Annotated in this window: 24 protein-coding genes; 7 read left to right on the top strand and 17 right to left on the bottom strand. The window is 45.4% G+C overall.

Going from position 1 to position 26916, the window contains the following annotated elements:
* Positions 1-28: 28 nt before the first annotated feature.
* On the top strand, positions 29-1255 hold the full coding sequence (locus PRUB_RS22285) for a DUF1552 domain-containing protein (RefSeq protein ID WP_010384277.1): 1227 nt from the start codon (positions 29-31) through the stop codon (positions 1253-1255).
* A 72-nt stretch (positions 1256-1327) separates the two neighbouring features.
* On the opposite strand, the gene PRUB_RS22280 is transcribed toward PRUB_RS22285, so the two are convergent.
* From PRUB_RS22280 to PRUB_RS22260, 5 genes are all read right to left on the bottom strand, one after another.
* Positions 1328-1612 (bottom strand): type II toxin-antitoxin system Phd/YefM family antitoxin, encoded by a 285-nt coding sequence (locus tag PRUB_RS22280; protein WP_010384278.1) that lies wholly within the window; start codon positions 1610-1612, stop codon positions 1328-1330.
* 97 nt (positions 1613-1709) lie between these two features.
* Positions 1710-2573 (bottom strand): SIR2 family protein, encoded by an 864-nt coding sequence (locus PRUB_RS22275; protein WP_010384279.1) that lies wholly within the window; start codon positions 2571-2573, stop codon positions 1710-1712.
* Complete coding sequence (locus PRUB_RS22270) at positions 2566-3576, bottom strand: ParA family protein (RefSeq protein WP_010384280.1); 1011 nt, start codon at positions 3574-3576, stop codon at positions 2566-2568. The genes PRUB_RS22275 and PRUB_RS22270 overlap by 8 nt, the downstream gene beginning before the upstream one ends.
* Before the next feature lie 111 nt (positions 3577-3687).
* Positions 3688-4194, bottom strand: coding sequence for a DUF4431 domain-containing protein (locus PRUB_RS22265; RefSeq protein ID WP_010384281.1), 507 nt, complete (start codon positions 4192-4194; stop codon positions 3688-3690).
* A 148-nt stretch (positions 4195-4342) separates the two neighbouring features.
* On the bottom strand, positions 4343-5398 hold the full coding sequence (locus tag PRUB_RS22260) for a DUF4365 domain-containing protein (protein ID WP_010384282.1): 1056 nt from the start codon (positions 5396-5398) through the stop codon (positions 4343-4345).
* A 742-nt stretch (positions 5399-6140) separates the two neighbouring features.
* Here PRUB_RS22260 and PRUB_RS22255 point away from each other — a divergent pair.
* Entirely contained in the window at positions 6141-6452 is a 312-nt protein-coding gene (locus PRUB_RS22255; RefSeq protein ID WP_010384283.1) for a hypothetical protein, read from the top strand.
* Between the two features lie 451 nt (positions 6453-6903).
* Complete coding sequence (locus tag PRUB_RS22250) at positions 6904-7080, top strand: hypothetical protein (RefSeq protein WP_155946343.1); 177 nt, start codon at positions 6904-6906, stop codon at positions 7078-7080.
* A 481-nt stretch (positions 7081-7561) separates the two neighbouring features.
* Here the strand turns inward: PRUB_RS22250 and PRUB_RS22245 are convergent, their stop codons facing one another.
* From PRUB_RS22245 to PRUB_RS22230, 4 genes are all read right to left on the bottom strand, one after another.
* The gene (locus PRUB_RS22245) at positions 7562-9505 is read right to left on the bottom strand and encodes a RecQ family ATP-dependent DNA helicase (protein ID WP_010384284.1); all 1944 of its coding nucleotides are present in this window, start codon (positions 9503-9505) and stop codon (positions 7562-7564) included.
* Between the two features lie 414 nt (positions 9506-9919).
* Positions 9920-11104 (bottom strand): alpha/beta hydrolase-fold protein, encoded by a 1185-nt coding sequence (locus PRUB_RS22240; RefSeq protein ID WP_010384285.1) that lies wholly within the window; start codon positions 11102-11104, stop codon positions 9920-9922.
* A 375-nt stretch (positions 11105-11479) separates the two neighbouring features.
* Complete coding sequence (locus PRUB_RS22235) at positions 11480-12100, bottom strand: glutathione S-transferase family protein (protein ID WP_021032874.1); 621 nt, start codon at positions 12098-12100, stop codon at positions 11480-11482.
* A gap of 257 nt (positions 12101-12357) precedes the next feature.
* Positions 12358-12690 (bottom strand): hypothetical protein, encoded by a 333-nt coding sequence (locus PRUB_RS22230; RefSeq protein WP_010384288.1) that lies wholly within the window; start codon positions 12688-12690, stop codon positions 12358-12360.
* A 656-nt stretch (positions 12691-13346) separates the two neighbouring features.
* Between PRUB_RS22230 and PRUB_RS22225 the strand changes: the two genes are divergently transcribed.
* Together PRUB_RS22225 and PRUB_RS22220 are read left to right on the top strand one after the other, a co-directional pair.
* Positions 13347-15521, top strand: coding sequence for a phosphatidylinositol-specific phospholipase C domain-containing protein (locus tag PRUB_RS22225; RefSeq protein ID WP_010384289.1), 2175 nt, complete (start codon positions 13347-13349; stop codon positions 15519-15521).
* A 386-nt stretch (positions 15522-15907) separates the two neighbouring features.
* Positions 15908-16786, top strand: coding sequence for a hypothetical protein (locus tag PRUB_RS22220; RefSeq protein WP_010384290.1), 879 nt, complete (start codon positions 15908-15910; stop codon positions 16784-16786).
* Positions 16787-17041: 255 nt separating this feature from the next.
* On the opposite strand, the gene PRUB_RS22215 is transcribed toward PRUB_RS22220, so the two are convergent.
* From PRUB_RS22215 to PRUB_RS22205, 3 genes are all read right to left on the bottom strand, one after another.
* On the bottom strand, positions 17042-18076 hold the full coding sequence (locus PRUB_RS22215; RefSeq protein ID WP_010384291.1) for a Kelch repeat-containing protein: 1035 nt from the start codon (positions 18074-18076) through the stop codon (positions 17042-17044).
* Positions 18077-18294: 218 nt separating this feature from the next.
* Positions 18295-19323 carry a methionine synthase gene (locus tag PRUB_RS22210; RefSeq protein ID WP_010384292.1) on the bottom strand — a complete coding sequence of 343 codons (1029 nt, stop codon included), beginning with the start codon at positions 19321-19323 and terminating at the stop codon, positions 18295-18297.
* A gap of 28 nt (positions 19324-19351) precedes the next feature.
* On the bottom strand, positions 19352-20326 hold the full coding sequence (locus PRUB_RS22205; RefSeq protein ID WP_010384293.1) for a DUF1852 domain-containing protein: 975 nt from the start codon (positions 20324-20326) through the stop codon (positions 19352-19354).
* Positions 20327-20770: 444 nt separating this feature from the next.
* Here PRUB_RS22205 and PRUB_RS22200 point away from each other — a divergent pair, with 444 nt between their 5' ends.
* Positions 20771-21580 carry a sulfite exporter TauE/SafE family protein gene (locus PRUB_RS22200; protein ID WP_010384295.1) on the top strand — a complete coding sequence of 270 codons (810 nt, stop codon included), beginning with the start codon at positions 20771-20773 and terminating at the stop codon, positions 21578-21580.
* Between the two features lie 53 nt (positions 21581-21633).
* Here the strand turns inward: PRUB_RS22200 and PRUB_RS22195 are convergent, their stop codons facing one another.
* From PRUB_RS22195 to PRUB_RS22180, 4 genes are all read right to left on the bottom strand, one after another.
* Positions 21634-22593 (bottom strand): hypothetical protein, encoded by a 960-nt coding sequence (locus PRUB_RS22195; RefSeq protein WP_010384296.1) that lies wholly within the window; start codon positions 22591-22593, stop codon positions 21634-21636.
* 274 nt (positions 22594-22867) lie between these two features.
* Positions 22868-23380 (bottom strand): EF-hand domain-containing protein, encoded by a 513-nt coding sequence (locus tag PRUB_RS22190; RefSeq protein ID WP_010384297.1) that lies wholly within the window; start codon positions 23378-23380, stop codon positions 22868-22870.
* A 17-nt stretch (positions 23381-23397) separates the two neighbouring features.
* The gene (locus tag PRUB_RS22185; protein WP_010384298.1) at positions 23398-24492 is read right to left on the bottom strand and encodes a YHYH protein; all 1095 of its coding nucleotides are present in this window, start codon (positions 24490-24492) and stop codon (positions 23398-23400) included.
* Positions 24493-24678: 186 nt separating this feature from the next.
* Complete coding sequence (locus PRUB_RS22180; protein WP_010384299.1) at positions 24679-25116, bottom strand: GNAT family N-acetyltransferase; 438 nt, start codon at positions 25114-25116, stop codon at positions 24679-24681.
* Between the two features lie 244 nt (positions 25117-25360).
* Between PRUB_RS22180 and PRUB_RS22175 the strand changes: the two genes are divergently transcribed.
* Positions 25361-26110 (top strand): hypothetical protein, encoded by a 750-nt coding sequence (locus tag PRUB_RS22175; RefSeq protein ID WP_010384301.1) that lies wholly within the window; start codon positions 25361-25363, stop codon positions 26108-26110.
* A gap of 28 nt (positions 26111-26138) precedes the next feature.
* Here the strand turns inward: PRUB_RS22175 and PRUB_RS22170 are convergent, their stop codons facing one another.
* Positions 26139-26894, bottom strand: a complete 756-nt coding sequence (locus tag PRUB_RS22170; RefSeq protein WP_010384302.1) for a DUF429 domain-containing protein — start codon at positions 26892-26894, stop codon at positions 26139-26141.
* Positions 26895-26916 lie beyond the last annotated feature (22 nt).

Here is a 26916-nt window from a genome sequence, read left to right as displayed (position 1 = left end):
CGGGTCACAACATTAAGAGGTTAGTAACATGAAAAAAGAGCATTTAAATAACATGGCGATATCACGCCGCAGCTTATTAAAAATGTTTATGGCGTCGGGTATTTCGACCGCCCTGATCCGCACATCGCCGCTGGTATCAGGGTTGCTTTACGCACGACATGCCGATGCCATGGACGCCGGGCTGCCCAACAAAACCGTGTCTATTTATATTCCGGGCGGCTCTATTGCGTCGCTTTGGAACCCCACGGGCAGTGGTGAAACCATGCAATTGGGCGTGATGTCGGCAGGCTATGAGTCGGTCAAAACCGAATGTAACTTTATGGTCAACATGGCCCACTCCAATGCAGGCCATGGCCGAATGCCAGTACTGCTCGCCCAGAACTGGGGCGGTGACAGTTACGACGTCACTATGGGTAATGCACTGGGCCCGAACCTGCCATTTCGTTATCTGAACTTAGGCGTTCACAGTAATGGCCAGGGTCACTTAACCAAAGACAACCGTAACCATTTGCCGTTCCAGGAAAACCCCTTCACCGTGTATAAAATGGTGTTTGGCGGCGCCCAGGGCAGCAACAGTAAAACACCTATCATGAATGCGCATATGTCGGCAGCCAACGCGATTAAAAACAGACTCGCAGGCTACGAAATACAGCGCATGAATGATCACCTCGATGCCATTGCAGACACCCAGCGACGTTTAGATGAGCTCTCTGGCGGCACCTCCTGTGGCATTGCCCCCGATGACACTGAGTTCCCGTTGACCTTTGATACCTTCAGCCAGCAGGCCAGGCTGCAAGCAGACATTGCCGTGGCAGCTTTGCAATGTAACCTGACCAGCTCGGTATCACTGGCCTTTGGTAACCACCAGTCAGAGTTCCGTATTCCTGAGCTGAACTTCCAGGGGCACTATCACAACGCCATCCATGGTGGCAGTAACGGCCAGCCAAACTACCCGTACTACACCGAAATGCGCAGCCACCTGGGCAGCCTGAGCGCCTATTTGATTCAAAAACTCAAAGCAGCCGGCATCTTAGACAGCACAGTAGTACTAGAAACCACCGACATGGGCCATGCAGACAAACACTCTGCCAACCCCTGCGCCTATCTGATCGCCGGCGGCGGCGCGCGCATCAACCGGGGCGTAGTCAGCGACATCGGCTCTGGCTACAACCAGCACGATGTACTGCACACCGCAGCTAAAGCGTGTGGCGTAGACCTTGGGTTTGGTAAGGAAATTCCGGGGGTGATTGTTTAGGTGGTTGTTTTGGTAACTGCTATTTAGTGAGTAGTTTTGGTTTATAGATAATCAGGACAGCAAAGCCCCTTTTTAGGGGCTTTTTTTGTGGCTTAGCACTTGGGCACGCGCATCCTCATTTGATACGCCAAGACCTGAAGCCAACTGGGCCTCCGCTGTAAGCATTTCTTCCAGTAGTTCAATTTTCTCTTGCATCGCTTCGTACTCGGCAACATCAAGCACAACGGCAACACCTTTACCATGCTGCTTGATTACCAATGGACGACGCGTCTCATTGATTTGCTTGATATAGGATGCAACACCAGCACGAAACTCAGAAAGCGGCTGAATATCTTTGTCCAGATGAATACGACTCATAACGAACTCTTTATAGTTTATGGTGAGTCACAATAAAAAATGGTCTTTTCCAACTTTTAGATGAAAATTTTTTCGAGCGCAGCGCCACCCAAGAAATTTACCAGTTCATGTTCATTTTTAACTCGTCTCTTTCAACTTCTACCAAATGAACTAGATCCTTAATGGACTCAAGTAACTCCTTATGGTTATCCTTATCAGAGTACTGAATTATATTTAGGTTCATGGTATCTTGTATTACTTCAATTACTGAATTATGAAGTGCTTTTTTGGGAAGCAGCATAACGTGAGACCGAGTACTGTTATGTTTAAAGAGAGTATCTTCGAGAAGAAGTTTGATATCTGGGTCATTAACTCCACACCCTAGAAAAACAAAAGTATGTGTTAGTGCCAAAGCCTCCAAAACTTCATAAAATGTAGCATATTTCGTGCGAGCTTCAGCATACTCAGCCCTAGTGAATATCAAATTTTCAGGCGAGTCTATCGTACCGTGAACTTTTAAAATAAGCCGCCCTGAACCCCGGATACTTGAAATCACATCGGTATCATAATGTTGTTTTACGACAATTGAGCCGTTTGCTTCACTATTTGCATAGGTTTCATATATCTTATCGAAATTTGGCGTCGCTACTATTCTTGAGTCCAAAGCGAATATTTTTTTATGAATCTCTGCTGGCTGATAGGCTGGTGTAAGAAACTCTTCTCTAACAATGCGTGTAAAGTCCTCTTTTCCAAGCTCTCTTTTTATCACTTCACAAGCTGTAAGGTAATCACTTTCTTTTAAAAGTTTTTTTATATGAGCCTTAGGATTAATTTCTTCAAGTGCACTTTCAAGAAATGCCCGCCAAGTCTTCGGCCTTCTTCCAACAGCATTAACACTATTCATTGAAATACCTGAGCCTAAGAAGATAACACAGCGACGGCGGCTAATATCGCTAACCACTTCCTTCGGCCACTTAATCATTGTTTTCTCCAATATTCTCCAATAGATTATTAGCGATATTTTTAAATACTTCTTCTGCGTACTGAACTTTTTGGAAATGTGCACCAACAACCCCGTCTTTAGCTTTCAATGCAAATATTGGTGCATTTGTCGTTTGTGACATCGGTACTAAGCTATGTAAATTCTCAATTTCACCTAGAAAAAGAGCCTCAACCTCCATCTTAACAGCAGAAATTGAGCATATTTCTCTTTTTATTTTTGTCGGAATTTCTCTAGATATTTTTTCGAATGCTTTAACGTGAACCTTTTCCCCTCTTACGGTTTTAGCTTTGTATTGCTGCATAACATACCCAGCAAAATTTAGGCTCCATTTGAATTCCTCGTCAGATATTTCATAAGGCTCTTGTTCTTCTTCCTCATATTTTTTTAGACCTTCTTCTATACCTTTTTTCCACTTAGAAAGTGATAAATTGATATTTTCCAAAGCCATCAAACTAAAGACATCTACAGCCATTGGAATTAAGAAGTAATCAGATGCAATTAATACAGAACGATTGATCGCCCCTAAGGATGGGCCAACGTCAAAAAATATGTAATCGTATTCCGCATACTGTTGTTTTAAGTGCTCAAAAACCAGTGTTGTTTGCAAGCCTCGAGGATCTCCTGACGTTGCACCTTTCCAATCGGATGCTAACAAGTCTTCACTAAGTGCTAACCTAGGGTCGCCGGGAATAATATCGACTTTAAACCTTGTTGATTTCATGGGTTTTATCTTCTTTTGAAGATACCCTTTTGCTCGCCTTACTGGAGATAAAAAAGACTCAATACTATCTCTTCTCGACTTACCATAGATTGAATCAAGTTGTTCATCGGACAAAATATAAGTTGTACTATTGCATTGAGGATCTGCATCTACGATAAGAATCTTTTTGGCCATTCTCGAGGACAAATATGCTGCTAAGTTGCAAAGGAGAGTTGTTTTCCCCACTCCCCCCTTATTGTTAAAAAAAACTATACTTTTCATTTCTTTCCTTTACTAATACTTGTTTGCTCGGGGTGCCAACACTTCTGTCTTTATTTGTATGCTATACGGCCTTGTTGATCAAATCCAGGTAGCTTCGATAACACCGTAATTTCAAGTCACAACTTCAATTTTCGCGACATCAATTAACGCCTTAGTTTTATGACAGCCTGTATGCCCTAGAAATACTTGCCCATCTACTTTTACAAATTTGTCTAAAATATCATTTCTGTTGTCATAAAAGTCTTCTTTTAGAGCTAACTGAAAGCAGCAAGTGTTACCATATTCAGAAAGCTTTTGACTCTCAAAGCATCTGCCAAAAATAGCGATAGGTTCATTAACGTACAAAAGCCAATAAAACTGGGGACGATCACCGTCATTGATTGATTCATAGTTTGGGGGGCCAGCGAAAACCTCTTCTTTGACCTTACCAAACAGGGTTACAATTTGACCATCGAGCAACTCTTTAGGTTGCATGTCTTTGGAATCAAATAAACTGTTTTTAGATTTAAAAACCTTGGCCCTGAGATCAGTTGTAAAAATAAGGCTGATTACAGCGAGTATAAACGAAATAATGACCCCGATACCCTGCCACAAGCTACTTGATAAAAAGTCACTCAAAATCAATGTCCTTGGTAAAATTAACGCCCGCTAAGGGGCCTGTAAAATATAACAGCGTTAAATCTGAGCACCAAGACTAAATAGCCGCATAGTTTAGATGTATCGGTCCGAGCTTATCCGCCGGCCTTTAGGTCCGACAGCTCGATTTTTAGTAAAGGCAAACATAGCCTTCTTGCTCTAACTGCATGGCCATGACTTTAGCCCAACGTAATTCAGGGTGCTCCATCCATAGCTGTTTCAACATACCAATGGCATTTTCTTGTAAATAGTAAGCATAAAGAATTACGGCCAAGTCTCGTGTATGTGTCATTAGTTCTTTGTTTTCAATAACAGTGAGGAGCTTGTGTTCCTTTTCATGAACTAATGCAATTAGAGACTCTGCACTTTGACCCAGTGTACCACGTTCAAAGCAATCACCTTCATCTAGCAAGCTTAGCATTTTCGCAATATCGTATTCTGACATAGATGATATAGATGAGCACAAGCTCTTCCTTACACTAGCTGGTATAGCTTGCCCACTACGCCAAGAAATATCAGAATGACCAGGAATATGCGCCATATAGTACAAGATCCTCGGATCTAACTTATCTGTATCTCGGCACTTAAAAATATCAAAAATTTTTCCCCAGATCTCTTTGGATTGAGTATGAAGCCTAACCAAGGAGTCCAAACCTATACAATGTTCAATATAGTCACTTGATTCAGAAAACCTAATCGATTCATCGAGCGACAATTTGACTCCTTGTTTCAAATGGATAGGTTTGAATATGATTTCAAAATTATGGGACGTGAAGCTTGAGAACTCTGTTTTATCAAAAGTTATCGTGTAAGAGCCATTATTTGTGCGACCCCTATCAGAGTCAATATGGTATTTTATATTCGTCCAATAAGCCGTATCTTCATCAGGATCATACACAATACCTATTACGGGTAGTGAATGCTCCTTCCAGTACTGAAAGTGCTTTTTGGAAGCTGGGATTGAGCAAGACTTCTTTGTGCAGAAAGACTTTCCCGATTTGATCTGCACTGCAATAGTAATACCCTTAACGTCTTCCTCATCTACTAGCTCAACAAAAGCATCGTTACCGTAATCATTTTCTTGGTGTACTTCATGAAAGATACTGTTTGACGACTCAATTATGCTTCGAACATAATTAACTCCTCTTTTAGCCATGGCCGAACTTTTCAGTTTAGTTGTTCCCATAGTTCCTCAAATAATCTAAAAGCATACTAGAGTGCGTAGCAGTTTTAGCTCGTTTCTAATACAGGAGAATAAGGCACTTACAGAACAAGTTACTGCTGAAATTAACAAAAACCTATCACTTCTATCACCTAATTACTAGCAACTCAAACCAAAACAAAGTTTGCTAACTTATATGAATATGGCCTTTCTTGAACGAGCATAACAAGCGTTCCCCCCAAATTGATGTACCTCAGGGTATTGCTGTGCTGTATGTAAATAGATCCAGGCTCGCAAGCGCCGGAGGTGGATTTTTGCTTGGACACTCACCCTAAATATGTGAGCCTCAGAACACTGCTGCGCTGTATGTTAATAGCTCCGGCTCGAAAACGTCCGGGATGACAAAGGTGGAGGCCAGTTTTGAAAGACCGGTTTTGAAAGAGAAGTTTGGCCCTATCAGCTTTGACTGTCAGGCCGGTACTAGTTCAAACAATGCTTCACTGTGATTTTCGTGCGATCTAATGAATACTTTATCCGAACGCCCACCTCAACTTTTAGTAACTCTCCTAAAGCTGAAACTAACCCGGTACTCGCCTGTAATCACGAACTAACAAAAATTGTCCATAATAAATCAGAAGTTTGTTAGATTGCTCTAAGGCACGCAGTTACAGGCTGACATAAAGGCACAGCCAGTGCCCACTCGTAGCAATGCTAAACAAGGCACTTTGTGCCGTTAGCAAAAATACTAAACACTAAAGGAAGGTCTATGAAAGCGTTATTACCAGCTCTACTTATTTTGTTCCCTGTATTGGCAAATGCAGCAGATATCAACTGTAAAGGCAAAGTCACCTGGGTGATGGACTATCCTCAGCAATGTAGTGGCAACACTGCATTCAAGACAAGCGGCTCTAATGGAAAGTGGATTTGTCCGCCATCGGACAAAAGTAACGCCATTGTTTTAGCAGCCCTCGCGGCAGATAAAAGCGTGGAAGTTTACATAGATGATAAAAATGGCTCCATTAGCTGCTCGTCACTTCCTCACTATGTCAGCGCCAGGTACGTAATCATTAATCCCTAAATTCTGAGTCGTTACGCAGTGTCTGGGGCTTGTGAGTTCGGTTGGAAATGGGTGTTACTGCATCGCATGTTGGTAGATCCTGGCTCGCAAGCGTCCGGGATGACGGTGGGCCTGTGAGTTCGGCTGTAAAAGGGTACCACTGTGCCGCTCGATAGTAGATCCCGGCTCACAAGCGTACGGGATGATTGTCAGGGTTGTGAGTGCGGCTGTAACAGAGTGCTACTATGCGCACATTGGTAGATCCTAGCTCGCAAACGTCCGGGATGACAGTCGAGTTTGTGAGTTCAATAGCGAGGGGGCTACCATCAAGTGGCAGTTGATCTTTTCTCACCGGCTAGCAATGAGTGGGGCGCTTATCACCTGAATTCAAGCTTGAAATAGATTTTGCGTTTGTCTAGTATGAAAACCCCACAGTTAATGTGGGATTAAAATTTTAAATAAAGGATTAACCATGAAGTTAAAACTAAGTAAAAAAAGCATTAAGCAATTATCAGCAGACAAAGCAATTTCTCAGCGATTAACGCCAGTTGTTGGTGCCGCAGGACCTGACGTCCCTGCTAGCCCAGCCCTAAACCCAACCGATGCATACACGTGTTATTGGGGCCGTACGTGTAAAATAGAAGCTTAATTTAGCTCTAAATCACGGAAAAAAGAGCGCTGATGAGCGCTCTCATTTTTGCCAGGGTCGCGACTGCTCTAAAGGTGGCAACGATAACCTGATTTAGTGATACTTGCCGCGACATACAATTCTTACCATAAATTCACAAGTCAATTGTTGGAAAACGGGTGATATCTCGCCCCAATTTTACATGCTTCAGGATACTACTACGCTGAACGTTAATAGCTCCCGACTCGCAAGTCGTCTGGGATGACGGTGTGGTTTGTAAGTTCGGCCGTAACGGAGTACCACGGTGCAGTACGTTGGTAGATCCCGGTTCGCAAGCATCCGGGATGACGGAAGTGGATGTCGGTTTTAAGAAAAAGTTCTATTTTTGAAAATGAAGTTCGGCCGTGTCAGCTTTGACTGCCAGGCCGGTGCTCATTCAAACTCTGTTTCGCTTTGATTTTGGTGCTATCTGATAAAGATGCGCTACACCTTTGATCCACCATCATCCCCCAAAACCCAATTGTTTTACTTTACTCAAAACCTGCTGATAGCGGATGTCTGCACAGCTGCCAAACCCGGCGCGTTGTCTGAATTTGGAAGAGGTTGCCAATGGCGAGGTCATGCCGGTTAGGAATCGAGTCAGTATTGCCAGGCTTGGCGTAACGCCAATTTGCATCAGGTGCTGTTTTAACGCATTTAAGTCGTTTCTTAATGTGTCATCCGACGGAAATTCAGTCTCCTTAGACTGGGTTAATTGTGCAATTTGGCCTCGGCACGCTGAGCAGTGCCCGCATTGCTCTGGGGCATTTTCATCGTCAAAATAGCGCGCCAGGTTGTAACTTAAACACGTATTTAACTCAAAAAAGCGCAGCATGGCGGCGATGCGCTTAACCTCGGCTTGCTCCTTTTCTAAAAAGTAATCGGCAAGTTCTTTGGCTAAGTCTGGCTCTGCCAGCTTAGTTTCATCCACCTGATACACCTGCATCATGCGTTTTGACTCAAGTTCGATATGCCCTTGTTCGTGCAAATAGTCCAGCGCCGCTACAATGCGATTTCTGTCGTGCCCTAGTTGCACTAAGGTCTGAATATCAACGGTGCCCCACACTTTCTTAAATTGCGTATTGGCAATTATCTGCTGAATAAATTGCTGACGGTTCGCATCGAACATACTGATGACTTCCTGCTCTGTGCGTAACCACTTAAATCTAAAGTCGGCGTAAAACGCGTATTTGGCCTCGATTACGCCTTTGAGTTCGAGCTGCACCAGCAAGGTTTTTAATGCCAGTAATCGGATATTGCTGACTTTAGAGGCGCTGAGTTCCTGCATTTCCCATAAGCCCTGCTGTTGCTGCGATTGAATTTCATCAATCAGCGCCTGAATGCTGGCTTGCTCCGGGGTGTCGGCGTAAACAAAGTTCTCGAGCGTCGCAACGCCATCTAAGTTAGCGAGGGTAATGCATTCAGAAAATTGCCCGTCGCGCCCTGCGCGGCCTATCTCCTGGCTGTAATTCTCTATCGATTTTGGCAGGTCGTAGTGCACCACAAAGCGAATATCGGATTTGTCTATGCCCATACCAAAGGCAATCGTGGCAACAATCACTTGCTTGTGATTGCTCATGAAGTCGTTTTGGATACTCTGACGTAGGCTGTCATCCAGCCCGGCATGATAGGCTGCGGCATTTACGCCTGCCGCCTGTAACTGCTTAGCCACCTGCTCAGCCTGTTGTTGCAACGTGACATACACAATACCTGCGCCAGCTTGTTGTTTTAAATAGCCAATGAGTGCCTGCACTTTTTGCTCTTCCGGGTAGGCATACACGCTTAAATCGAGGTTGGCGCGATAAAAGCCCGTTTGCACAATGTGCTCGGGTTTTATATCAAATCGGTTCGCCATGTCGCGCTTGACTTTTTTGGTCGCCGTGGCGGTGAGTAGCAGCACTAATGGGATATTTAACTCATTACGATAGTCAGGTAACTTAAGATAATCGGGCCTGAAATTGTGACCCCATTCAGAGATACAGTGCGCTTCGTCAACCACCAGCATAGAGACAGGCACTTGTTTGATGAATTCTCTGAAGCGTTCGTTCTTAAAACGCTCAACCGAGATCATCAGCACTTTAATACTGCCATTTCTGACATTTTGCATCACAGACTGACTTTGCTCCCGGGTCAACGTTGAATCTAAACTGGCCGCATTGATGTTTTTGCTATGTAAAAACTCCAGCTGATCTTTCATAAGCGCCAGCAAAGGCGAGATTACTAAGGTTAAATTGGGGAGCTGTAAGGCCGTCAGCTGATAGCACAAGGATTTACCTGAACCGGTTGGGAAAATTGCAAGGCTAGAGTGGCCATTAACCAGCTGGGTGACAGTCTGTTCCTGGCCGGGCCTAAATGCTGAAAAGCCAAAACGCTGCGATAAGGTTTGGTGGATCACCGATTCGTTCATGATGCAAAATTCCATGTTAACAACTGCCGTGTAAGATAACACATTACCAATCCCCAACAATACTTAACCTGTTTGACGAGTCGCAGGCTTCTACGTGACGGCGAAGTTGGTTGGGTTCGCGACTAGAAGCAACTACAGCATTGCGGGTTAATAGATCCCGGCTCGCAAGCGTCCGGGATGACAGTGTAGTTTGTATGTTCAGCTGCAACGGGGCACCACTGTGCCGCATGTTGGTAGATCCCAATTCACAGTCATCCAAAAGACAGGCGGGATAACTGACATCCAACATAAACTCTCAGACAAATTGTGGGGCAGTTTCACTACAGCTCTTGCGAGTGGCCTGGATTTTCCCCACAAAAACAGATTAACACAGTAAAATCAGCCAGAAGGCTCAACTTTCACGTGTTGCTACTTTCAATTTAGAAGCACTTTGATTTGTTTAATTTTCTCTTTTGCATTGCTATTTTCCGGGTTCAATTGAGTCGATTTTTTATAGGCGTCTAGCGCTAACTTATACTTTTTCTCATACCAATATGCCTCGCCCAGGCTGTCCCATGCGTTATAAGACTCTGGATAATACTCAGTATTCAACTTAAAAAAGTCAATCGCGGCTCCGCTGTTGGTGGGAAACTGGTTGTCATACAGCCTGTTATATCCAAAGAAATTCACTAAACCCTCTCTGGGTTTAAGGTTTACACCTAATTTATCCGAAATACTTTCGAAATGCGCTTTTAACTCTGCAGCAGGCCTAAATCTGATGGCATCATCAATCATGAAGCCACTAAAGATACTTTTCAAACCTAAGTAAAAGCTCATTATTTGCATTGTATGGTGGTTTTGATCTGTACCAAAAACCTCTGAATGGACGTTTAAGCCTTTAACAGGCGATGCCTCTAGTTTTTGGATGAACTCAATAACATAGTTTTCTTTAGGATATAATGAAGGCACTCTGTCAGATGTCGAAACAAACAACTGGCGTTTGCTAAGTTCTTTTTTTGAAAATTCGCTATAACGCTTGAGCATTATTTGATTATCCCACCAAAGGCTTGGATCAATGGCTATATAGGCATTAAAAAACTCCGGTGTTTGGTACAGTGAGTGAATAACCGTTAAACCTGTGAAGGAGTAGCCTGCCAAAATCCGGTAATCCGCGGTGTGATAATTTTGCTCTACGTGGGGTACTAATTCTGTTTGTAAGAACTTTAAAAAGTTATCAGCGCCTCCTGTCGTTTCCAGCGCCTTTGTCGCTACCCCGCCCCATTGCACAAGTGAATTTGTAGGAGCGCTGTCGCGGACACGATTCTGACTGACAATTCCAACAACTATCATTTCAGGAATTTGGGGGCTGGCATCGGAACTCATTTGTTTCGTGATGCCCGAGAAAGCATGAAAAAAGCTATTTAGATTTGCATCAGTGAAATACAGAACCGGATATTTTTTATAGCCATTTTTTCTATAAGAACTAGGTAAAGATACCCAGTATTCTCTGTTTTCATTTAGAACCTTTGACTGTATTTGATACTTTTTACCTATAACAATCTCTTCAGCAAAAACATTCAGTGTAATGAGTGAGAAAAGAAATAATAATAGCTTTTTCATCGTTGCAAACCATTCCTGTGATGATGAGTTTGGGTGTGGTACTTAACACTGTATTCGTATCCATGGCAGTTTAAGCGCATTTTCAAGCAGGGAGAATAACACTCAAGAAATAACGAAAAACTAACACCCAGTTGTTAACAGCTCAAGTCAAAGCATGCCGGAAAAGCCGAGCCATGAGTTTAACTGGACTCGTATATATACAGAAAGAGGCTATGTATCGCAGGTTAATAAGTGCCGGCTCGCAAGCATCCGGGATGACAGCTGAGTTTGTTGGGTTCGACATGAGTAGGCTAACCGCTTTGCCCGGACACCCTCGATAAATGTAGGCTGGAGGGCATGACCAAATGGGCTAACCACAAAGGCGCTAAGCTGCCCCTATGGTTTTTTTAACGTGCAATGCTCGCGGTTATAGAGTCGATCCATATACTCATTAATGTTAGGGAAGTCATCCAGTAGTTTTTGTTCTTGTCCCCAACAAAGTGTGTATGCAAGTACGATATCTGTGGCCGAAAATTGATCGTCAACCAGGTAGTCGTGCCGGGAAAAGTGCTTTTCTAACGCAGCGGCCGCTTTTTTATACAACATGTTATTTTGCGGGACAATTTCCCGAACGTGCTGCTCTGCTGGCAAAACAAAGTCCATAGAGTTGATCTCGGTTGACTGTACAAAAGGCTCCAGCTCACTCAATGTAAAACAAACCCATTGGTTATGTAGGTTTCTCAACCAGCTTGAAGGCTCTGCGATCAGCTTCTTATCTGGCACCAGGTCGGCTATCGCCGTGACAATGGCCGCTGACTCAAAAAGGGGCTGCCCATTGATTAGCACCGCAGGTAGTTTGCCCAATGGGTGAATATTTAACAACTCCGTAGACTTAAATATATCTACTCCGTTTTGCACAGACTCGAATGTTAACCCTGCCTCAAGCAACGCCCAACGTACCCGGGCAGACCTTGTCGGGCCTAATTCAAACAATTTGATGCTAATTTCTTCAACCATAATCGCTCGGTAGTTTTCTTTATCCAAAGTTGTAATAGTTTTGAGCTTGTCCCCACGAACAAACGGCAACTAATGACTCACAAAGATCTTCTTCAGAGCATTGCTGTGACCGCTTCATAAATTCACAAACCCATCGGCTTTTAAGTGGATGTCCACATAACCTCCACATGAGTGGATATCCACACAGTATCTTCCTTGCAATACCTTTTGTTATGAGTTTTGGGTGGGTCTCAACGAAATGGCACTAAGTGTTAACTTTATTTCGCCATTGTCAGCATCGCTATGACACATCGTTTTTGTGAGGGGAAGTAATATTCCTGGGCATTAAGAAACACTTTTACTGGCTTTCCCATCGAGAATGCAGCAAGCGCAGCGGAAACAAGGTGTGTATCACTTTTCCTTATTGCAGCAAGACTTGTATTGCAATCGCCAGACTCAAAACCACCCTCAATTTGTAATTGGACTACATCCGGGTGACTCGACATATTCGCCCCTGCAAATGCAATTGAAGTGATTTTGCCCTCATTGGCCGCAAAAACGCTGGATGAAAAAGCACTTATAAATAGGCCTAACAGTATTTTATTTTTCATTGTTTCCTCAGATATGGAGTGATCGAACAGGCTTGGTTTTGACGTGTATGTAATACACACTAATTATTATTCGTTCAGGCCGCTGCCAGAATGACGTACTCTGCTAACATTCCAGTTGATTTGTTGGAGTAACTTTTGATAAACAAACTGTACGCATTTTCATTTATGCCACACCATTACTCATATCTGTCAGCGCTATCACTTACCTTTATTAGAACCAAATAATTACTAATTTACAAGCACCTATGACGCAATCGGGCGATTTAGAACAAGGTGGTCGTGATGCTGTAAGTTGGTAGACCCCGGCTCGCAAGCATCCGGAAAGACGGCGGGGTTTGTTTGGCTCGGCTGTAACGAGATATTATGGCGCTGTACGTGACAACAGCCCTGCTTTCATAGCTTTATTTCAATCACAGTTTTGTGAAAAATCTTCATTTCCTTTGTCCATAAAACGACCCTGACGTCCAGATTCGGTCCTTTTCTAACCTCAAAATGAAGCGAGTTATATTTCTACCTGCCAACTTTAGAGTTTAAACTCTTTTCTTCACACTTCTTGCACTTTTCACGCCTATATTTGCCGCGGTTGCTCGTACAGGGTGCGTAAACAGCGCCCTGGTTAAGGACCAGCATCACACTAAAAGGAGAGGATTTTTACTATGAAACCAAGCAATACACTGGCGCTGCTGCTGGCAGGTGCGGTAGCGACATCTTGCGTATCATTTGCAGTCAGTGCCGCAATAGATACCGATGATGAGAAAGTCACCCGACTGGACCTGCAAGGGCAAATAGATAACTTTGCACCATTTTCTAAAACTCTGTGGGCCGGGGCGCACAACGCCTATGCCTCACATGCCTGGAGCAAAGGTACTTATACCGACGTCAATCAATACTATTCACCCAAAAGTCTGCTTAAGCGCGGCATTCGGGTAATGGAGTTTGATATTTATCCGGAAGGCACCTTTGACTCTACCCCTATGCTGTGCCACAACTCGCTGGAAAACAAAGCCATTTGTTCAAGCTTTCATGCAAAGCTGTCGGAAGGGTTAGACGACATTAAAGACTTTCTGAAAGACAACCCGGACGAAGTGGTGTTACTGAAAATTGAATCGTACAAGCATAACGACCATAAAAACTGGCACAACAAGATTGGCGAGCGCCTGCAAAAAGACATCGGTGATTATTTGTTGATGCCCTCTGACTGGGGCTATGCCGATAAAAGCTGTGCCTCTTTGCCGGTGTCGCACCTCACCAAACGCGACATTCTGGCAGCGGGTAAGCAGCTGGTCGCGGTGGTGCAAACTCCCAGGGATCACAGCAACCTGTGTTCCTATCACAGCAGTGGCAGTTACTCTAAATTCTGGAATACCGTGTTTATCGGCGTTGATGCCTTCGATGCCAATGGTAACCTGCAAAGCAATCAGCCATTTTGTCAAAATGGCAGCAATGAGTGTGTAAACGGCGATCAGACCGCGCATTACCTTGCCAACAATATGACAGTGATCATTGATGGCGCCACTCAGCTCAACCCGGATGGTCCGAGCTCAAGTAAAACCGGCAGCAATGTGATCAGCAAGTGGGCCAACAAAGGTGCACAAATTCTCGAGCTGGCGCTGGTCGAGGCCAACAACACCAGCGCTGCCAGCGGCTATGGTGCCAATGAAGTCCAGATTGAGAACTTTATCTGGTCATGGAAATCAAATCGACCCAATGGCTCTGGTGACTGTGCGAGTCTCGAAAGCGATGCTGCGATTGTTGACAAAGCCTGCTCCACTTATCAGTACCATGCCTGTGTAGATGACAACCGTAACTGGCAGCTGACCACCAGCAAAGGCAGCTGGGACATGGGCTTTGCGAACTGTCAGAGTCTGGGTGGCAGCTTTCAGTTTGCGATGCCATTCAACGCCTATGAACATGTTCAGCTGCAAAACGCCATTGGCAACAGTTCAGAACACCATTGGGTGAACTATTACAAGGCATTCGACTCTTTCTGGTTGTCTAACTCTGCTGAACATATTGACTGGCAGTACGTGAAAAACAACGCGGTGGGCTCGACCAATAAAGGCGACTCCTTCAACGACATTGCTTTATTGAAGCGTAAAGCCCTGGTAGGCGGCACCTTTAACCTCAGCTCAGTACGGGTTCGCTCAAACAATCGGGTGGATGGATTTCAGGCTTGTTACGAGACCAAACAAAGCCTGTCGCATACCAGTGTCGGCACATCCGAGTTGTGTGTTACTTACGGTGGCAGCGGTGGTAGCTGGGGCAATAAACTGACCTTTGATACCAGCAAAGGCGAGCACCTCAAGACCCTGCAGATATGTAAAGACGACGGGAAATATGGCTACGATACTGTGTACTACCTGAAGCTGACTTCCAGCAATGGCAATTCAGTCAAAGGGGGAAGTGCCTCTGGCAGCTGTACAACCTACTCAGCCAGTGCCAGCCAGCAACTGTTTGCCTTTCATGGCACCGAGAATAAAGAGCTGAATTCACTGGGTGTTTACCGTATCGCCAGTTCACAGGTCAACGGCGGGCTCTATGCCACCGGCTGGCTTGACCGCGATGACCCGGCCAGTGGTGATAACGAGCTGTTTAGTTCACACCAGTCTGCGGGCAACATTGCAGCCAGTTGCAGCACCAGTGATGTTGCAGGTGTCATTGCACGAGTTAAAGGCAGTAAGCTGGACTCAAGCCTGAGTGGCCAAAACCTGGTCAACAACAGCTCTGGCTTTGCCTGCTGGAACTCCAGCAATGGCGGGAACAGCAGCTACACCACCTGTGAAGACTACGAAGTGAGATACTTCTTCACTAAAGCAAGCTGCTTGCCTTAAACTGAAAAGTAAATTCAACGTTTTTATCTACTATATTAGAGCTGACTTATTCTTATTTGCCTTTTCTTTTAGTCAATCATAGATAGTCTGCTCTTTCTTCAAAGACCTTTATCCTTCCTACAACATTTATAGGTTTACAAAACCAGTCCAAAGATTACATCACAGTATAAATATTAACTTATAAAGAAGTAAATCCGAACATCATTGAAGTACAAATGTTGTTGATTGCTGAGGACTAGATATTGTCGAAACTCATAAGCAGTAAAACCTGTCGACTGAGTTCAAACTTTTTCTACTCGTGAAAAGAACAATAATTGAAGAGCTATTGACTATTATAGCAGTGAATATTAGATTAAAAATGTGTAAATTTTAGTAACGAGGAAACCATGCCAGCAAGAATACTTTACGATGGTAGGGAAAGTTGGGACGAAACGGTCAAAGGGATGATTCGTTGGCGAGGTATTCTTGCTGGCACGTTTAGCAGCGTAGTTATTCCAGCTTTGTTAATTTTCTTTTCTACAACAGGAGCTCCGTGGTGGGCTGACTCCCTAACATGGGAAACCGCTAGAGATGCAATGCTCAATGGAGCTATAATCTCACTAACAATTGGAGCAATTTGTTTCTTCGGCTTACTTTATTTAAGAAAGAGAACTATCAGATCATTAAATGTAAAGTACCTATCGCATCAAGTTTCTCATAAGGTAAGAGACTGGCATACTCGATTGAACAAAAATCCAGATGATGTTTCGTTGAGTGATGCATTAAATGATATCTGCAATACTGTACAAAATTTATTTAAGGAACTAATACCTCAAAAAGATATCCAAGTAATAACACGAATCATATCGGAAAAAGATGGGGAGCTTTACTACACAACAGTGTCTAGAACAGGAGGCCTAAGTCCTTCAAGAACAAAAACTTCTGAACCTATTTCTGCAGATTCTGGATTAGCTCGCTACCTTAGAGATCGCTCTGAAGGAAAAGGAGCAATCATTTGTAATGACATTGATAAATCAATTCAATTTAATATACTAACGAATACGCAAAACCACAAAAATTACCCTCAAGAGATAAAAAACTTAATGGCTGTTGGACTAAATGCATGGGATGGCACAGATGAAAACATGCTAGGTATACTATTTATAACATCTAAGAACATTAATGTATTCGGACCCAAACATATTGATTGTTTAGGCGGGGTTGCAGATATAATTGCAGGACTAGTATCTTCAATTATAATTAAGAAAGGCAATATTAGTGAGTGATTCTATATGAGACTATTTTCTTTTTCTAGAGCAAAACCAGAATCTTTTATCACAAATATAGATGATGTAGTATCCGATCAAAAAAATAGAGCGGTGTCTCTCGAGTTTGCTAAAGCATCAACAAAAGTTATTCAGAAGGAGCAATCACGATCGTTAAGGCGTGGAAGAAAGTTATTGTACAAAAAGCCAATTGACACCATATCCAAGAGCACAAAGTAACTTTAAACGGACACCCCCTCTGAGTTGACTAATTGGCTATTCACTTTCTTGTATCGACAACGTCATGGTCGACGACAAGGTTTCTTGTGGCCCCACCTTAGCCGCACCGCCGATAATATGAAGTTGCTCGTTTAACGAGACAGAACCATGTCCGTGACGTGGCTGAGGCAAGTCCGGCAATGCCTGCCACTGGTTGGCCTGCGGATCGTACGCCCAAACATCATCGAAAGCTTTACCTGCCTGCCAGTTGCCTTGAGGGCCAAACACCTCTCCGCCCGACACTATGATTTTGCCATCCAAAACACTGGCCGACAAACCGCCAGAAGCCACTGGCAGCGGTGCAATAGGCGTCCAGGTTTCGGTTTTTGTATCATACACTTCCGCGTAACTAAGGTTAGCCCCATCCGGGCCTGATGTACGCCCACCAATGACATAGATCTTATGGCCAATGACTGCACTGGCGGCGGAATTTCTGACCAAGCTCGCTGACTTCAGCTTTCGCCAGTAGGAGTTGTTAATAAGCACATAGTGGGCGTCGGTATCGACATTTTTACCAGCCTCTCTGGAAACCGTTTTACCGCCAATCACATGAATATTCTTACCGACATTGGCATACACAGATTCAGCCAATGGAATAGGCAGCGATGGGCCGGTGCGCCACACTTGTAAATTACCATCCAGGCGGAATACAGAGCTTTGAATTTCCCAGGCGCTGCCTTTAGCGCCCGTAAAGCCGCCGATACCATAAATGAAGTGCCGATTACTGACCATGCCAAGGTGGTGGCGTGGCGCAGGTAAGGACGGTGCTTTTGTCCAAAATTCTTTTGCCGGGTTAAGTAAAAAGACATCTGTACTTGGGCCCAAGCCCGAAAAGGACGGTGAATCAGAGGGAGTGAATCCGCCCCCAACAAAAATACGTTCATTAAATACAGCAGGATATACCTCTTGCAATGCCATAGGTAAGTCTGGACCTGCTGTCCAGTTGTAGGCCTGGCTTGGTGTGTTGCTCTGGGTGGCCTGAAGTGAACCCGATAGCAGCAGACATAGGATACTTGCTGATAAATGTCGCATTCTTGCTCCTTAAAACTCTGTGATCTGGTTATACGTTGTTGTAATAGCACAAGATCAGATATTGCGCCGTCATCTCACGTACTGTTACCGCAAAATATAACCAACATCAACAAAAAGCCGTTGTATGCACTGCTCAGTGAGTCCTAACCCAGCTTTATGCCACAGAGATAAAAGAGTAAGCAGACACACTCATCGGCATGTCTTGCTCGGGCTTACACTTATTTAGTCAGCTCCTGACGCACGATTTCAGCACCGGCACTGAGCGCATTCAGTTTGCCCCGGGCAATATCACGGGCAAGCGGTGCCATACCACAGTTGGTGCAGGGGTAGAGCTTATCGGCATCTACATATCTTAGCGCTTCTCTGAGTGTTGCTGCGACTTCCTCAGGCGTTTCTATGGTATCTGTTGCCACATCAATGGCTCCCACCATGACTTTTTTGCCTCGAACCAGGGATAATAACTCAACAGGCACCCGCGAGTTGTGGCACTCCAGTGAGATAATATCTATGTTCGACTTTTGCAGCTTAGGAAATACTTCCTCATACTGGCGCCACTCTGAACCCAGCGTTTTTTTCCAGTCTGTGTTGGCTTTAATACCGTAGCCATAGCAGATGTGTACTGCGGTTTCGCACTTAAGGCCTTCAATGGCACGCTCCAGACAGGCAATGCCCCAGTCATTCACTTCATCAAAAAAGACATTAAAGGCTGGTTCATCAAACTGGATGATATCAACACCCGCCGCTTCCAGCTCTTTAGCCTCCTGATTCAGCACCTTGGCGAATTCCCAGGCCAGCTTTTCGCGGCTCTTGTAGTGATCGTCATACAAGGTATCAACCATGGTCATCGGACCGGGCAGTGCCCATTTGATCGGTTGATTGGTCTGCTGGCGTAAAAACCGTGCATCCTCAACAAAGACCGGCTTCTGACGACTGATCGGCCCAACAACCGTTGGTACGCTGGCATCGTATCGATCGCGGATTTTAACTGTTTTACGGTTTTCAAAATCTACGCCGTCAAGGTGCTCTATAAAGGTAGTCACAAAGTGCTGACGGGTTTGCTCTCCGTCGCTAACAATATCAATGCCTGCCAGTTGCTGCTCCTGCAACGACACCCGCAGTGCATCTTGTTTGCCATCAACGAGCGCCTGATCTTCAAGTTTCCAGGGTGACCACAACACCTCTGGCTGTGCCAGCCATGAGGGTTTAGGTAAACTGCCGGCGGTAGACGTAGGTAAAAGTGTTTTCATCATGTTTGCCATTTATTCTCATTAACTATCAGGCGTAATTCGCCGACCACTGCTCAAGGACACTTTGGTAAGGTTTAATAAAGTGCTCCTGGGCAAATTTTCCCTGCTCCACCGCCAGTCTGCTGCGCTCCTCACGGTCATACACAATTTGCGTCAGTGAATGGTCGAGGTTTTTCAGGTTTGGCTGGTAGCGTTGACCTGCCACCGCATTGGCGTTGTATATCTCCGGGCGATAGATCTTCTGAAACGTTTCCATGGTGCTGATAGTGCTGATTAACTCCAGGTTAGTGTAGTCATTCAACAGATCGCCGAAGAAGTAGAATGCCAGCGGGGCAACACTATTTGGCGGCATAAAGTAGCGTACTTGCAGGCCCATTTTCTTAAAGTATTGCTCGGTCAGCGAGGACTCATTCGGCTCATACTCATAACCCAGCACCGGATGGTGATTTTCAGTTCTTTGGTAGATTTTGCTGTCTGACACGCTCAGGCAGATAACCGGCAGTTTCTTAAAGTTTTGTTTATAGGCGCTTGAGTTCACAAAATGTTTGAACAGTTTGCCGTGCAACTCCCCAAAGCCTTCAGGAATGCTAAACTGCGACTTCCCTTTGTTGTGGTCCAGCAGTACCACACTGAAGTCATAGTCTCGTACATAAGATGAGAAGTTATTGCCGACTATACCTTCGATGCGCTCACCGGTTTTATGATCAATGATGTTGGTCTTCAGTACCTCAATCGATGGGAAAGCTTCTTTGTTACCCGCCACGTCGATATCTACAGAGATGATTTCCAGCTCAATGGCATAGCGATCTCCATTGGGGTTATCCCAGTTAGCCAAGGCATTGAAACGATTATCGATCATCTTGAGTGCGTTACGCAGGTTTGCCTGACGGCTTTCCCCTCTGGCCAGGTTCGCAAAGTTAGTGGTGATCCGTGTGCTGTCTGACGGATGGTAGTTTTCATCAAAAATGATGCTTTTAACTGTAAAAGTAAACTCGTTATTCATGGCGTTCTGGTATCCAATATTCTGTGATTAACCCAAATGTACAATGTGCTCTTCCCGGTGCAGCGCATGCACTTAGCCATCGTTAAGCTAGCCTGGCGTTTGGAGCAATTACATTGTTACCCGGACAAGCACTTGAAGAAAAACGGTTTAATTTCACCTAAAACTTGAGTTGTATTCATGGTTACTGCGAGATGCCTGCATTTTGCAGGGGTCTCATGGAAAAACGGGAATAAAAACACCTAGAAATAAAAACATCTAGCCATCTAGATGTTTAAGTTGAATTTACTTCATGTAAAACGTGAGGAATATTCAAAACTTATCTGAAAAGCCACGGACATTATCTTGATATACTCGCTCAGAACGTGGCGAACTGGTTACCAACAGGCTAACCGTCGATGCACTCGCCACCCGTCTAACCCCATATAATATAATGAGAAAAACGGAATGAGTGACTTGTTGTTATTGATTGCATACTGCGCCTTGTTAGGCAGCGGAGTTGGTTTTCTGGCCGGGCTCCTTGGTATTGGCGGCGGACTGGTTATTGTCCCGGTCCTGAGCAGTATTTTACTGTATTTTGCGGTCCTGCCCGCTGAGCAGGTGATAGTTGCCGCCATCGCTACCTCGTTGGCCTCTATTCTGTTTACCTCTACTTCATCAGCCATCGCCCACCATAAAAATGGCAATGTGCCCTGGGAACTCGCCCCCTGGATTATGACCGGGGTTGCGCTGGGTGCGCTGATCAGTGGTTTTTTAGCCGCCATGTTGCCCGAGCAAATCGTGCGCTGGGTCTTCGCCGTCAGTGTGGTCTTGATTGCACTCAAAATGTTTTTTGGCAGTAATAAACCCGCATCAGACGAGCGTAGCATGCCAAACAAAGGACTGTTAACGGGGTTTACAACCATCACTGGCGGGCTCTCAGCCATGATTGGTATCGGTGGTGGTGCATTGCTGGTGCCCCTGCTGACGTTTTTCTCTATTGATATGAAAAAAGCCATTGGCTGTGCTTCAGCCTGCGGTATCGTGATAGCGCTGTTTGGCTCTGTGGGGTACATCACGTCGGGCAGTGCACAGTTTGCCTTGTCAGATGGGTTTGCCGGGTTTGTATATTTACCTGCCCTACTGGGCATAGTGTGTACCTCGTGGTTTACCGCACCATTGGGCGCGAAGTCTGTTCAGCATTTGCCCGTTCCGACCATCAAAAAGCTGTTCGCGGGCTTGCTGGTCGTGGTGGCCGGGAACATGATTGCCTTTTAACCTCATACAGCAGGCAGCGGCTTAGCTGCCTGCGAGTTTCTTACTTGCAACTATCAGAAATCAGGAAACAGGTTGCACGCTTTATCGGAGTATATATAACAAGGGTTTTGGAATACCTTGTTACTCATACTAATGGTAAAGTCTCCGGACAGGTCAACATAGAACGACGCCCCATCCATCTTTTGTACAGAAGAGGACATCTTGATGTACTTACCTGGCAACAAGCTGGTCAGTCTGTTTTTCACAGACACACCCAATGAACCAAATTTATCATCCGGAATTGCCTTGTCCAGCGAGAACATAGCCTTACTCCAGCCATTCGTCTTTGAATTCAGATAGTCTTCAATCTTGTCGCGGATCACGCCTTCGACTCGGCTATTGATGAAATTACTCAGCACAGGGACACTGATACCAAAGATCCTGGAATCAACATCCACATCTAAATGGAGCGGATCAACTTTAAGGTCATAGGCCTCACCTTTCACAAAGTCATATTTTGCGTTAACAGAAATACGCTCAACCTTAACCGTTGCGTACGCGCTCGCAATCATTGAAGGAACATTTTTCAGGGTATATTTTGCTTTGGCGTAAAACCCAAAGCCATTCACATTGGCGAGGATCTCACCATTGTGATTGGCCGTAAGGGTTGTCGACAGGCCACCTTTTAGTTCAAAGTTGGTGTACCTGTGTCTGAGCGAGCTGTTAATGCCATTTTTCAACTCGTCATCCAGCCTGGTTCTGAGTTCCGTCTCCAACTGGTTGCGCAGTGAACGCTGTCGGGCAAGTACATCATAAACAGGGTTGTGAAGATCTGGCGACATGCGTACGCACTTTGACTGACTACCAGCACTGATCCAGAGTCTTTGTACTTCTTCTGATTCATGATAGCGGTTCATTTGAGAAGTGATCATAAAATCATCACACTCTCCGGGCGCTGATGCCTGCGCATCAGTTACAAAAGAGGCAGCAAGGCTACTTACGAGCAGGGGTAAAACGAACTTAACGACTTTCACTGTCATTCTCCTTATATCATTTGTGATGTGAGTTCGAAGAAATGGTACACAGCGAAAAATCGCACAACAATTCAAAATGGGGACAAAAAAGCTCAAGTTTCATCAAGAAACATAAGGTTAGCCATATCTTGTAACAGTTCCTGCTTTCTTGTCACTATTTTTAAGCTTAACTTTATGATTTATAAGAATAGAAAAAGAAATTGTGAGACACTGCTGCATGGCGGAACAAATGCAGCAGTCAACCCTCTATTGTAATCACTGCCCTTGAAATCTGTTAAAACACCTTTGCAATAGGCTGCTTTGCTGTCAGGGTAAAGCGCTGCGTTAACCCCAGGCGCTTATATTTAGCACGCATGGCTAGCTGCTTTTCGTTGTTTTTGCCGTACAAGCCATTGTGAAACTGCAACCCTTGCTGGTGATCAACGCCAACAAATTTACCCATCACCACGATTTGGTCAATTTCGCCCTGGTCGCCATGGTGTGCGGTTTGTGGTGACAGCATCAAACCTTCGATGTGCTTTTGGGTCTCTCCCTGGGTCATAAAAACCTGCGCCTGGATGGCTTTAAACAGCGTATTGTGAGCCTGTTTAAACTCCTCGACCGACAAATGGCCATTCTTATCGGTATCCGCCTTTGGAAAACTCAATGGGTCGATAGCCACCACCAGATAGGCACCTGACTCGTCAAAGTTCAGTGTGCCCTGCTCGGCCACCATTAAATGTGCATGGGCTGCGCTGCTGAGTGAAAGGCCAGCGGCCATCAGTAAACCTGTGATGAAATTGTGCATGCTTAAACCTCCGCTAACTACAACTGGCCTTTGACACAACGCTGAAAATACGGGTATGTGTCGGTGGCATAATAATGATAGATGCCCTGAGGGAACTCAGGCGTTACACCATAGCGGCCATTACATTCATCCAGGTCACCACTGCCTGCCACGTATTCCCAGTCCTGTGCAAACGTCCCTAAGGCGTAAACTGATGTGGCTGGCCGACTGCTGCTGACGTTTTGTACCAATTGATAGCTGCCCGTCATCACCTTCAGGGCCGACTCAGCGTCCTGTGCATCGCTATAACCATACCGGGCATAAATGGGAAAACCGTCAGCTGCCCAGCCAATCAGGGTCATACTGGACTCTGACCCACCGCGCATCGCAATAAAGCCTTCCGGCATGCCATGATAATGATACGAACCATTAGGCTGAACGTGGGCGTTATTGTCGTCGGTGCCAAAGTCAAAGCTCGTCTGACCAAGCGCTTCTATATGCCAGTTACCTGTGTTACCGACCAAGCTACAACTGTTGCCCGCGTCGTCGCAGGAACCCGCAGTATTCGCATCAATCTTAACGCCGTTCAGCACATAACCCGTTGCCCCTCTTGGTCCTCCCAGGGTTGAGACTGTGTCTGTCTGCTCAGGTGTGAGCGTATAACTGATGGCTACCGCCGTTTCGCTGATGGTATTGGGGTTTCCCGGATTAGGAAAGGTGCCGGTCTGATGATCGGGGATGCCATTCGCAGTGAGTTGCCGGGTGGTGCCTGTGCAACTCCAGTCAGCATTGCTGGTCATTTGCACCGACGCTGAGTCATTGAACTCATTATAAAAGTAATTACACAGTACTCCCTCGGTCGAGCCCGACGTTAGCGCAATACCTGTGTCTGTGTTCAATTCGGGGTCTTCTGACGCAGAATCATCAGAGCCGGTGCTATTATCGCCCGTATTGTCTGTCGTACTATCGCTCACTGTTGCAGAGCCTGAACTGCTGCCACTGACCTCACCACTTGGCGAACTCGACTGCGCCTGAGTACTGCTGTCATCCCCAGATCCTGAACCACCGCATGCGGACAACACCCACATCGATACCCACACTGCCAACAACGACCTTTTATGCACTGTATTCATACTAATCACTCCCACAGAGCTGAACATCTGATAGCCTGTTACTATCTCTGATCTCACTATATGAGTGGATTGTGCAAACACCGCGCAAAGAACGTGCAAATACTGTGCAAGGTAAAAACCCTGCACTGCCAGCTAACCTGCAGCCGACGAACAAACATGGAGCCAGGCATCCAGTGAGGCAAAATGTTAGAGTAATTTTTCCATTAGCAGTAGCGGCTTGCCCTGATACTCGCTGCGGTCAAACTGATCGTATCCCTGCTTTTGATAAATATGGATCCCTCGGGTATTTTCGGTAAACACATCCAGCCAAACACGTTTACGCCCCAACTCATTGACGCAATAGTGTTCCATGCAACGCATTGCGTGTTGACCAATACCAAGACCCTTTTCGCTAACCACAATTCTGCGAAATTCCACACTGGTCGTATCATCCAGTGAAAGAATGATAAAGCCAACCAGGGTTTGGCGCTCGTAGATAGATAAATAAATAATCTGTGCCTGCGCCATCGCGGCAAGGTGTTGCTCTGCGCTGCAGGGAATAATAAACCCGGCAGTATCATCCGCACTTTCCATCTCCACAAATCGCGCTATTTCTGATGGTTTTGATTTTTTTAGTTCTATCATAGTACTCCCCGGCTTCTGAGCTCAGGCATCCTGACTTAAATAACATCGGCAAAAAGCCCACTAAATGCCCAACATTCATCAGTCATTAACTTTACAGGATCAACTGTATGCTGGCGATGTGCTTATTAACGCTAAACCTGCAATTGCAGCGCGCAGAAAAGGCAAAAATACAACCCCAGAAACTTGACAAAAAATATACATAAAACTAACTTATATCTCACTAATCACAAGGAGAGGATTTGAAATGAAAAAGTTACCACTGACCGCATGGATACTTGCGGCATTACTGAGCCATAGCACACTTGCGCACACCAACAGCCAGATTAATAAGCAGGCAATGGCTGAGTTCAAAGAAATGCAGGTGGCATTTGATGAAGGCGCCAAAACACTTGGGATAAGTGTCGAGCGCTATGCCAATGTCACTCAGAAGTACGAACGCTTTATGACCAAACTGGCTGCCCCAAAGGGCTATCACGACAGTGAAGTGCCTGATGACATCTTGCCTTTCAACCAGATCCCTGCGGTACAGGAAGCAAAGTACCATGCTGACGGCTATTCCCCGGAATTTGAACAACGCCTGAGAGCCGAGATCAACCAAAATGATGCCCGCCTGGCCACCTATCTGGGTCTGACAACCGAACAGCTTCACCCGTTTGTGAAGCAGTACGCTCAGTTTGTGATGGATGGCAGAGTCATGAGCGACAACATGATGGGGAAAGATAACTTCTCCGTCAAGGCTATGGAAAGATTCGAGTATGTGTGTCGCTCAGAATGCGGCAGCTTTGGTATGACTAGTCTGGATTATCTTCACTTACGAGAAGGACTGCGAGCACTGCATTCAGGTGGCTATTATACCGACGTTAAAGTTGTTACCCGCAATCGTGATGGCTCTTACCATGACACAGCTATCTGGCGCGTGCGTATGGATGGGCGCATATGGCGGGAGCGCGCTGCAAATTGCGACAGTGAGTTTGGTTGCCACCAGGAACCCTAGCCGCTTCAGGTTCCCTTGGTATTAAATTCTATAAACACTTTTTCAGGCTTGGCGACCACGAAATACACGATATTTGCGGCACCCAGATATACCCTTGCTTGTGACAGCCATAGGTCATCCCCTGAGCCTTTATCTGGTACAGCCCGGCTATGTACAAACAAAAAATGGCATCCAGTGCGTCTTCATTACTTTTGAGGGCTTGCCCGCTTAACGATTCAATATAGCTCTCAGACAAGATATAAGAGAATGGCTCTGGTACCTGGAGTGCCAAGACCTTTGAGGAAGCGAGCTGTGCAATTAAACTGGCCAGCGCAATCTGGCCGGACTTTCGAGTGGCCACATCCCCTTTCTTATAAAGCAACCTTTCAGGCAACTCAAAACACTCGATCATCGCAGGATGTGGATAACACTCAATTTGCCATTGTGAGTCAGTCAAATGCCCAAACCCAAGCTCCTGCAATGCCATAGAGAGTACAACACTTGACGCATCGGGATATAAGGTGGTGTTTGAGGTATGGCAAGACGCCTTTCGAGACCCATACTCTCTGCTGAGCTGTTTTTCACACTCCCGCTGACCGGTTTGATTTTCAATGATCAACGGCGCATCGATCGCAATACCTGTAAGCGAAGGTTCGTTCGCGATGAACGCCATCACATCCGCGATCCCAAACAATGCAGGCTCTAGGGCCTCCAGAGACAATACGCCCTGGTCCAATTGCCCTATTGCCGCTGCGGATGGATTCTTTTCACTATGCCAGGCCAGATCGACTCCCATCAACTTCATTTTACTCTCCTTTACGCTTTGC

The organism is Pseudoalteromonas rubra (genome assembly GCF_000238295.3).
In the GTDB taxonomy this organism is placed as follows: domain Bacteria; phylum Pseudomonadota; class Gammaproteobacteria; order Enterobacterales; family Alteromonadaceae; genus Pseudoalteromonas; species Pseudoalteromonas rubra.
Note: the sequence above shows the minus strand (reverse complement) of the source record. Positions and strands in the feature narration are given on the sequence as shown.

Bases quoted from the DNA above. Each gene is read 5' to 3' on its own strand.
- PRUB_RS22285 (WP_010384277.1), top strand. From the start codon at position 29: ATGAAAAAAGAGCATTTAAATAACATGGCGATATCACGCCGCAGCTTA.
- PRUB_RS22280 (WP_010384278.1), bottom strand. From the start codon at position 1,612: ATGAGTCGTATTCATCTGGACAAAGATATTCAGCCGCTTTCTGAGTTT.
- PRUB_RS22275 (WP_010384279.1), bottom strand. From the start codon at position 2,573: ATGATTAAGTGGCCGAAGGAAGTGGTTAGCGATATTAGCCGCCGTCGC.
- PRUB_RS22270 (WP_010384280.1), bottom strand. From the start codon at position 3,576: ATGAAAAGTATAGTTTTTTTTAACAATAAGGGGGGAGTGGGGAAAACA.
- PRUB_RS22260 (WP_010384282.1), bottom strand. From the start codon at position 5,398: ATGGGAACAACTAAACTGAAAAGTTCGGCCATGGCTAAAAGAGGAGTT.
- PRUB_RS22255 (WP_010384283.1), top strand. From the start codon at position 6,141: ATGAAAGCGTTATTACCAGCTCTACTTATTTTGTTCCCTGTATTGGCA.
- PRUB_RS22250 (WP_155946343.1), top strand. From the start codon at position 6,904: ATGAAGTTAAAACTAAGTAAAAAAAGCATTAAGCAATTATCAGCAGAC.
- PRUB_RS22245 (WP_010384284.1), bottom strand. From the start codon at position 9,505: ATGAACGAATCGGTGATCCACCAAACCTTATCGCAGCGTTTTGGCTTT.
- PRUB_RS22240 (WP_010384285.1), bottom strand. From the start codon at position 11,104: ATGAAAAAGCTATTATTATTTCTTTTCTCACTCATTACACTGAATGTT.
- PRUB_RS22235 (WP_021032874.1), bottom strand. From the start codon at position 12,100: ATGGTTGAAGAAATTAGCATCAAATTGTTTGAATTAGGCCCGACAAGG.
- PRUB_RS22230 (WP_010384288.1), bottom strand. From the start codon at position 12,690: ATGAAAAATAAAATACTGTTAGGCCTATTTATAAGTGCTTTTTCATCC.
- PRUB_RS22225 (WP_010384289.1), top strand. From the start codon at position 13,347: ATGAAACCAAGCAATACACTGGCGCTGCTGCTGGCAGGTGCGGTAGCG.
- PRUB_RS22220 (WP_010384290.1), top strand. From the start codon at position 15,908: ATGCCAGCAAGAATACTTTACGATGGTAGGGAAAGTTGGGACGAAACG.
- PRUB_RS22215 (WP_010384291.1), bottom strand. From the start codon at position 18,076: ATGCGACATTTATCAGCAAGTATCCTATGTCTGCTGCTATCGGGTTCA.
- PRUB_RS22210 (WP_010384292.1), bottom strand. From the start codon at position 19,323: ATGAAAACACTTTTACCTACGTCTACCGCCGGCAGTTTACCTAAACCC.
- PRUB_RS22205 (WP_010384293.1), bottom strand. From the start codon at position 20,326: ATGAATAACGAGTTTACTTTTACAGTTAAAAGCATCATTTTTGATGAA.
- PRUB_RS22200 (WP_010384295.1), top strand. From the start codon at position 20,771: ATGAGTGACTTGTTGTTATTGATTGCATACTGCGCCTTGTTAGGCAGC.
- PRUB_RS22190 (WP_010384297.1), bottom strand. From the start codon at position 23,380: ATGCACAATTTCATCACAGGTTTACTGATGGCCGCTGGCCTTTCACTC.
- PRUB_RS22185 (WP_010384298.1), bottom strand. From the start codon at position 24,492: ATGAATACAGTGCATAAAAGGTCGTTGTTGGCAGTGTGGGTATCGATG.
- PRUB_RS22180 (WP_010384299.1), bottom strand. From the start codon at position 25,116: ATGATAGAACTAAAAAAATCAAAACCATCAGAAATAGCGCGATTTGTG.
- PRUB_RS22175 (WP_010384301.1), top strand. From the start codon at position 25,361: ATGAAAAAGTTACCACTGACCGCATGGATACTTGCGGCATTACTGAGC.
- PRUB_RS22170 (WP_010384302.1), bottom strand. From the start codon at position 26,894: ATGAAGTTGATGGGAGTCGATCTGGCCTGGCATAGTGAAAAGAATCCA.